The sequence below is a fragment of the Polaribacter sargassicola genome, from assembly GCF_021991835.1.
GTDB lineage: Bacteria > Bacteroidota > Bacteroidia > Flavobacteriales > Flavobacteriaceae > Polaribacter > Polaribacter sargassicola.
Genome location: NZ_JAHDAU010000022.1, coordinates 1 through 1,057 on the forward strand (window position 1 = coordinate 1; position 1,057 = coordinate 1,057).

Consider the following 1,057-nt stretch of genomic DNA (forward strand, 5'->3'; position numbering starts at 1 on the left):
GGTCTATTCAATAACTTAACGCAACAAATCTAAAATTATAGATTTGTAAAATGGAAGTAAAAAAACATAGACGATTAACCCTTAAAGAAAGAGTCATTATTCAGACCCTTTTAAAAGAAAAAAAGACTAAATCCTATATCGCATTTAGACTTGGTAGAACTCGTTCAACTATCGGTAGAGAAGTGAATAAATGGATACAGACAGAGAAGGATAGTTATGATGCAGAACTTGCTCATTGGTGTGTCAAAGAAGACTACTTAAACAAGAGAAATTTAGATAAAATAAGCACTTATTCTTTACTTAAATTTTTTGTTTACAGAGGACTTTTATCAAACTGGACTCCTGAACAAATTTCTGGAAGGCTTAAAGAGTTATATCCTAATGATCCTATTATGTCTATTTCTCACGAAGCTATTTACAGACACATCTACACCAGGCCGCAAGCAAGCTTAAACAAGAAATTAATAAAACTATTGGTACGTAAAAAAACAAAACGTAGACCTCATAAAAAAAGACGTGGTGGTGGATCTAAAATTATAAACCAAGTCAGTATTGACAAGAGACCCAAGCATATTGAACTCAGAAATGAAGTTGGACATTGGGAAGGTGATTTAATCATCGGAAAGAATCATAAAAGCGCCATTGGAACTATTGTAGAACGTAAAACAAGATTTACTTTAATCATTAAATTAGAGTCTAAAAAAGCCGATGAAGTAGCTAAACAATTTTCTAAAATATTAAACAAATTAAATCCTATTTTTAAAAAATCTATGACTTATGACAACGGAATTGAAATGGCAAAACACCAAAAAATCACAGAAAAAACAGGTATGAAAATTTACTTTGCTCACCCCTATTCTTCTTGGGAAAGAGGAACTAACGAAAATACAAATGGACTGATTAGGAGATATCTTCCTAAAGGAACTAATTTTAATGAAATTGACATAAAACAGCTTCAAAATATTCAACAAAAATTAAACAACAGACCAAGAAAAATTATTGGATATAAAACACCTAAAGAAATGATGGACTTAGAACTAAAATTTGTAGCTTAGTA

General features: G+C 30.6%; 1 protein-coding gene. It reads left to right on the forward strand.

Going from position 1 to position 1,057, the window contains the following annotated elements; genetic code table 11:
• Positions 1-50: 50 nt before the first annotated feature.
• A complete protein-coding gene (locus tag KI686_RS15625) occupies positions 51-1,055 on the forward strand; it encodes an IS30 family transposase (protein WP_237590264.1) in 1,005 nt (334 codons plus the stop codon).
• The last annotated feature ends 2 nt before the right edge of the window (positions 1,056-1,057 follow it).

Bases quoted from the DNA above. Each gene is read 5' to 3' on its own strand.
- KI686_RS15625 (WP_237590264.1), top strand. From the start codon at position 51: ATGGAAGTAAAAAAACATAGACGATTAACCCTTAAAGAAAGAGTCATT.